This window comes from Microcystis sp. M53603_WE2 (assembly GCF_030065435.1).
Map to the genome: position 1 here is coordinate 1 of NZ_JASJFF010000747.1, position 5,728 is coordinate 5,728.

The 5,728-nt window shown below is 42.0% G+C and carries 6 protein-coding genes; 4 read left to right on the plus strand and 2 right to left on the minus strand.

Annotation, left to right across the window (positions count from 1 at the left end):
* The first annotated feature begins 273 nt into the window (after nucleotides 1–273).
* Nucleotides 274–1,179 (plus strand): Npun_R2821/Npun_R2822 family protein, encoded by a 906-nt coding sequence (locus PX481_RS16120; protein ID WP_002760988.1) that lies wholly within the window; start codon nucleotides 274–276, stop codon nucleotides 1,177–1,179.
* A 42-nt stretch (nucleotides 1,180–1,221) separates the two neighbouring features.
* Here PX481_RS16120 and PX481_RS16125 read toward each other — a convergent pair whose 3' ends face one another.
* Both PX481_RS16125 and PX481_RS16130 read right to left on the minus strand, forming a co-directional pair.
* Nucleotides 1,222–1,512, minus strand: coding sequence for a DUF3288 family protein (locus tag PX481_RS16125; protein ID WP_004162669.1), 291 nt, complete (start codon nucleotides 1,510–1,512; stop codon nucleotides 1,222–1,224).
* A 324-nt stretch (nucleotides 1,513–1,836) separates the two neighbouring features.
* Nucleotides 1,837–2,514 (minus strand): hypothetical protein, encoded by a 678-nt coding sequence (locus PX481_RS16130; protein ID WP_288094969.1) that lies wholly within the window; start codon nucleotides 2,512–2,514, stop codon nucleotides 1,837–1,839.
* Between the two features lie 299 nt (nucleotides 2,515–2,813).
* On the opposite strand from PX481_RS16130, the gene PX481_RS16135 reads away from it, so the two are divergent.
* The 3 genes from PX481_RS16135 (at nucleotide 2,814) to PX481_RS16145 (ending at nucleotide 5,446) form a co-directional block, all read left to right on the plus strand.
* Nucleotides 2,814–3,026 carry a hypothetical protein gene (locus PX481_RS16135; protein ID WP_002760983.1) on the plus strand — a complete coding sequence of 71 codons (213 nt, stop codon included), beginning with the start codon at nucleotides 2,814–2,816 and terminating at the stop codon, nucleotides 3,024–3,026.
* A 139-nt stretch (nucleotides 3,027–3,165) separates the two neighbouring features.
* The gene (trpC, locus tag PX481_RS16140; protein WP_288026446.1) at nucleotides 3,166–4,056 is read left to right on the plus strand and encodes an indole-3-glycerol phosphate synthase TrpC; all 891 of its coding nucleotides are present in this window, start codon (nucleotides 3,166–3,168) and stop codon (nucleotides 4,054–4,056) included.
* 235 nt (nucleotides 4,057–4,291) lie between these two features.
* Nucleotides 4,292–5,446: a pyridoxal-phosphate-dependent aminotransferase family protein gene (locus PX481_RS16145; RefSeq protein WP_002760980.1), complete on the plus strand. Its 1,155-nt coding sequence runs from the start codon at nucleotides 4,292–4,294 to the stop codon at nucleotides 5,444–5,446.
* Nucleotides 5,447–5,728 lie beyond the last annotated feature (282 nt).

Here is a 5,728-nt window from a genome sequence, read left to right on the forward strand (position 1 = left end):
TAGGGTTTGCTGAATAATGGTAAAACCCTTTTAAAATAAGGCTTTTGACCTGTTAAAATCCGATGTTCATGCTGCGAAAATCCGATTGGGACTCTCAAAAACCTTGCATTATCCCTCTCATAGTACATAAATTGGTACAAAAAAAGAGGGCAACAAAGCCTGAAACGACCAGCTACTGACTCCTGACGACCGGCTACTGACTCCTAACCCCACCAACAAACTTTTTCAGCAAACCCTATATAATTATTTCTAACTCTTACCCCCAGGATATTTATGAAGCGAGGAATTTACATTACCGCTAATGATCGAGTTATCGAGCAGGCGATCGCATTAATGAATAGTATTCGTTTGTACGATCCCGATTCTCCCGTCATCTTGATTCCCTACGACAATAATTATCAAAAAATTGCCGATTTATTAGCAGAAAAATATGGCGTTATTCTCTATCCCGATCTGCAATTGGTGGAAGAATTGGCACAGAAAATCTATGATATTTTTGGAGAAAAATTCTTTGCTCGTCCCAATCAATTTCGCAAGCAGGTGTGTTGGTTTGGAGAATTAGATCAATTTCTTTATATCGATACGGATATCGTAGTTTTTGAAAAAATAATAGATAATCTAAATTTCCTCGATACCTACGATTTTCTCTGCTGTGATTACCAACACAAAAAAGGGATTACTGATGTTTTTAATCCGATTGTTTTAGAACAAGGAATCTTCACAGAAAATGATCTAACTGGGATGTTTAACGGTGGTTTTTGGGCTAGTAAAAAGAATTTGTTCTCAGAACAGGAATTATATAGCGCTTTTCAAGAATGTGCCGCTCATCCAGAATATTTTGATTTTTCTCAAAAAACCTCCGATCAACCGATTATTAATTATACCATTCTCAAACGAGTTCCCAATCGATTTAATATTGTCCGCGCTCCGGGTTGTCAAGCGGGAAATTGGGGGGGGAGTCCTCATTTTCAACGTCAGGGGAATATCTTAATCGATCCGAGATTAAATCAGCCCTTAAAATATTTACATTGGGCAGGAATTCGCATCGAACCGGGATGTCCCTACTGGGATATCTGGAAATATTATCGTTATCTAGATGATCCTAATCCCCCCGCAGATCCGCCAGCAAGCAAACCCAAAAATCCTTTGCAGAGATTATTAGATAAAATCAAATTATAGGTTTGATTTTTCCTCTCGCACCATTAAGATAACTGCGGCAATTTAACTCCAATCCTGTTGCTCCTCAGTTTGGCGAATTTGATACACTTGTCCGTGACTGTGCAGTGGTCGAGTTTTTGCCCATAAACTAGCTTCATCTAACTGCCATTTTTCTAGGATTAAATCTAAATCTCTTTGGATTTCTCTTGCTCCCGGAAAGTTTTGATAACGTATGCGTAAACGAGCGCATTCAGCTAAGTTTAAATCATTGGGTTCTGATTGCAGCAGCTGATCAACAATCGGGCGATCTAGTCTTTCCTGTGGATGTTGTTGTTCTTGATTTTTACTAGCCATAATTAGGGTTTGCGGCACAAAGTTTTTCCTGGGGGCAGGGTGTGGGGTGTAGGGTGTAGGGTGTAGGGTTTTACCCATTTTCAGGGAGTCAATTACCTAATACCAAATCCGTTGAGTATAGGCTACATATCAGGAGAGGCACTCATGCAAAAGGCAAAACGGAGAATAAATAATCAGTTTTTAATAACTGGATTTAGTATAATTTTCAGGGAAAAAGTCCCTGAATTTTCCCCCCGATCACTCCAATGGCCGGTACTTTTGGATTTCAAAAAGGTCTAAAAGTCTTATCGAACAATGTTTTTAGATTTATTTAGCAAACCATAATTAATCGAACCAACCGATTTCGGAATCCGTTAACTCTGTGGGGGTAGGATTGGGGGCAATATAACGGGCTAAAGTTGCCATTTCAAAGTTATAAAGACTGGGTTTCTTCGGCGCAGGTTTGCTAATTGGTGAGGGTTCAGGGGTGGGGGGGGGACTATTTTCTAGGGTTTTAATTTGATTATATAATTTTTCAATTAACTGTTTTTTCTCGGTTAATTCCGTCTGGGATTGACTTAATTGACTCGATAATTTTTCAATTAACTGTTTTTTCTCAGTCAGTTCTGTTTCTGTCTTACTTAATTGACTCGATAGTTTTTCAATTAACTGTTTTTTCTCGGTTAATTCCGTCTGGGATTGACTTAATTGACTCGATAATTGTGCCACCAAAGTAGTTTTTTCCAAGAGGACAGATTCTAACTGCTCGGTCTGTTGTTGTAACTGCTGTAACCTGACAGAGAGTTCCAGATGTTCTTTAAGTTCTTCTTCCAGAGAAATAACTTTTTCTTGGAGAGTTTGCTGATTTTTCTCGGTTTTTTCTAACTCTGTTGTCAAGTCGTTAATTTTTGCCTGTAGGGTGGCGTTTGTTTCCTTAGAACGTTTGGGAGAAGGAGAGGTTTGGGATTCTACCTCTTTATTAGCTTCTGTACGGATGAGATCGTTTAAATTACCTTTGGTCATAAGCTCTGCAAATAGGATATTACGATAGAGTCGGATACTGTCCAGAAATCTGTTGGTTTAGGCAATCGATCATTATTCGCCCGATATACAAGCTTGATTACGCTGGGGAATTGTTCCATAGGTTTTATTGTATAGCTTGAGGTCGATCGATCCCTGTCCATTTAAGGAATGAGAAAAAATACCTAAATCTCAGTTTCGCCAGTAAGATTCTAAATTTTTCTGTAGTTAATGATACGGAATACTAAATTTGTGTCAGACTAAGGGTAGAAGTTGATCGCACCTGTGGCAAGGATAAATTTATGAATATTCAAGAAAAAGCACGTCTCAATCTAACCCAAGAACGACAAGCAGAAGGAATGCTCGAAGAAAATGTCTTAACTCGTACAGAGGAGCTTTTGGGGGAAGGAGAGGCAGAAACTGCGAAAGCGCGGGTTTTATTAACCGAAAATCGTCAAGAAGACGAAAAACTCCAAGATAAAATTTTAGAACGTTCGATCGAAGCTATGCAATAGCCTTTCGGTGAAGATTGGGAATATCCACACAAGTATAGATAAATGTCTGTAGAGACGTGGTTTTCCCCGTCTCTATTTCAATTCCCGATAACTAATCACTGTTAAACTAATCACTGTTCACACTCTGGACAGTGAAAAAATGCAGATCCGAAGAAAACACCCCAATCCTGCCGTTAAAGTTGAGAGTTTGAGTTATGTGGTGAAAGTGCCAGAGGCACAACCGCAAAATATTTTAGAAGAAATCGTTTGGCATAAGGAGATCGAAGTCGATAAATTGCGTGAAAAGTTGCCTTTATTGGAATTACGCAAAAAAATAGCTAATACTGCGCCACCTTGCGACTTTTTAGCCGCCTTAAAACAGGGTAAAACCCAACCCGCTTTGATTGCCGAAGTCAAAAAAGCTTCCCCGAGCAAGGGAGTTATCCGCGAAGATTTTGATCCTGTAGCGATTGCGCGTACCTATGAACAGGGAGGAGCCACTTGTTTATCGGTTTTAACCGATAGTAAGTTTTTTCAAGGTAGTTACGAAAATCTTAGCCTCGTCCGGCAAGCGGTATCTTTACCCCTATTATGCAAAGAATTTATCCTTTATCCCTATCAAATCTACTACGCTCGCTCTAAAGGAGCCGATGCTGTCCTTTTAATTGCCGCTATTTTAAGCGATCAAGACCTAGCATATTTTGTCAAAATTGTCAAGGGTTTAGGGATGACAGCTTTGGTAGAGGTGCATAGTCTGGCCGAATTCGATCGAGTGTTAGCCATTGAGGGAATCGAACTAATCGGCATCAATAACCGCAATTTAGAGACATTTAAAGTCGATTTAGACAATACTCGCCAATTACTAGAAGCCAGGGGCGAAAAGGTGCGAGAAAAAGGTATTCTGATCGTCAGCGAATCGGGATTACACACAGCAGCAGCTCTGGCGAAAGTGAAGCAAGCGGGAGCAAATGCGGTTCTAATTGGCGAATCTTTGGTAAAACTGCCCGATGCTGCCGTCGGTATCCAGAAACTCTTTGAAAATCGGGAATAGGAGTTAGGAAGTGGGGAAGTGGGGAAGTGGGGAAGCTGTCTCATCACCCTATCACCCCAAAACCCCATCACCCCAAAACCCTATCACCCTATCTCCTGAATACTGACTCCTGACAAGGCTATCTGCCGGGATATAATCAGAGTTTGCCGAATCTTAAATCATCCCCTCAGAATTGATGCGATCGAGATTTGGTTTTTTATCTTTTTGAATATAGCCCAACGAGAGAGGACGAACCATGGAAAATAAAAATATGTTGATGATTCCCGGCCCGACACCAGTGCCGGAAGCGGTATTATTGGCTATGGCTAAAGCACCTATAGGTCATCGGACGGGTGCTTTTAGCAAGGTAATCGCCGAATTAACCGAAAATCTCAAATGGTTGCATCAAACCAGTGGCGATGTCTTAATGCTAACTGCTTCGGGAACCGGTGCCATGGAAGCGGGAATTATTAATTTTCTCAGCCCCGGCGATCGAGTTTTGGTGGGAGATAATGGTAAATTTGGGGAACGTTGGGCGAAAGTGGCGAAAGCATACGGCTTAAATGTGGATGTCATTAAGGCAGAATGGGGTAAACCCCTAGATCCAGAGGCATTTACCGCTAAACTGACCGAAGACAAGGAAAAAGCCATCAAAGCGGTAATTATCACCCATTCGGAAACTTCCACCGGGGTTCTCAATGACTTGGAAAGCATTAACAAAGCGGTAAAAGACCACGGGGAAGCTTTAATTATCGTCGATGCTGTCACCAGTTTAGGAGCTTATCATATTCCCATCGATGAATGGGGTTTAGATGTGGTCGGTTCTGGTTCCCAGAAAGGTTATATGATTCCTCCCGGTTTAGGTTTTGTTTCCGTAAGTCAAAAAGCTTGGAAAGCCTACGAAACCGCCAAACTGCCGCGTTTTTATCTAGATTTGGGCAAATACAAAAAAGCCACCGATGAGGATAGTTCCCCCTTTACCCCTCCAGTTAACCTGATGTACGGTTTACAAGCTTCTCTGCAAATGATGAGAAGGGAGGGATTAGCGGCAATTTTCGCCCGTCACCAACGCTTAACGAAGATGACGCGGGCCGGTATGCGCGCCCTGGATTTGCCCCTCTACGCGGCGGATTCTTGGGCTTCCACGGCGATTACTGCGGTGGCCCCCACTCTGGTGGATGCGGAAAAAATTCGCTCGACTCTCAATAAAAAGTTCGACATCGCTGTGGCTGGTGGTCAGGATCACCTCAAGGGTAAAATCTTCCGTATCGGTCATTTAGGTTTTGCTAGTGAGAGGGATATCCTCACGGTTATCGCTGCCATTGAAGCGACTTTAATCGAGTTAGGTGTCGAAGGTGTCACCCCGGGCGCCGGTGTGGCTGCGGCTGCCTCGGTGATGGTGCAGGGTTAATCTTGGGTTGGCTTTTCCCCTTCTCCCCAAAGAGGGGGATTTTTGCCGGAAGATATAGTTTATTATCTAATACCCCGTGTGCAACTATATTTTTGGTCTTGATTTACAAGGCTTTCAATCCTTGGCTCTTCTAGGTTCTGTGTGAGCATGGTATAACAGTAACACAGAACAGGAGGTGGGTTATGTGGATAAATTTTGATCAACTCCTCGATTTACCAAATGTAACAGTGGTCAATTATCAAAAAATTGCTCAGACAATTTTCCTAAAGCTCGCTCTTTTAA

What these genes read in the sequence shown, in the direction of transcription:
- PX481_RS16120 (WP_002760988.1), top strand. Translation starts at nt 274, where the DNA reads ATGAAGCGAGGAATTTACATTACCGCTAATGATCGAGTTATCGAGCAG.
- PX481_RS16125 (WP_004162669.1), bottom strand. Translation starts at nt 1,512, where the DNA reads ATGGCTAGTAAAAATCAAGAACAACAACATCCACAGGAAAGACTAGAT.
- PX481_RS16130 (WP_288094969.1), bottom strand. Translation starts at nt 2,514, where the DNA reads ATGACCAAAGGTAATTTAAACGATCTCATCCGTACAGAAGCTAATAAA.
- PX481_RS16135 (WP_002760983.1), top strand. Translation starts at nt 2,814, where the DNA reads ATGAATATTCAAGAAAAAGCACGTCTCAATCTAACCCAAGAACGACAA.
- trpC (WP_288026446.1), top strand. Translation starts at nt 3,166, where the DNA reads ATGCAGATCCGAAGAAAACACCCCAATCCTGCCGTTAAAGTTGAGAGT.
- PX481_RS16145 (WP_002760980.1), top strand. Translation starts at nt 4,292, where the DNA reads ATGGAAAATAAAAATATGTTGATGATTCCCGGCCCGACACCAGTGCCG.